We start from the raw sequence: 276 nt of genomic DNA, 5'->3' as shown, positions 1-276 counted from the left end.
AAACAGGTAAAGACCGTCCAGGGACATGGGTAATCATCCATGAAGACGCTAATAACAACGGCGTTGTTGAGCCAGGCGAACGCGAAATCAGCCGCGAATTTATCTTTGATGGAACTGACGGAAATAACGGGACAGACGGAACTTCAGTAACCGCTAAGACTGAACGTGGTAAAGAAAATCCAGCTGATCCTAACAGCCCAAGTGGTTCGTGGATCCGAGTATATAAAGTGAACCCAGACGGAAGCCAAGGTGACCTCATCTCCGAAACCTTCGTCA

Annotated in this window: 1 protein-coding gene; it reads left to right on the top strand. The window is 48.2% G+C overall.

Annotated features, from left to right (window positions below; translation table 11 throughout):
• Nucleotides 1–276, top strand: a 276-nt coding sequence (locus HMPREF2626_RS10135) for a hypothetical protein (protein ID WP_371325964.1), incomplete at both ends; no start/stop codon positions are given.

Source organism: Aerococcus sp. HMSC062A02 (assembly GCF_001809535.1).
In the GTDB taxonomy this organism is placed as follows: domain Bacteria; phylum Bacillota; class Bacilli; order Lactobacillales; family Aerococcaceae; genus Aerococcus.
Note: the sequence above shows the minus strand (reverse complement) of the source record. Positions and strands in the feature narration are given on the sequence as shown.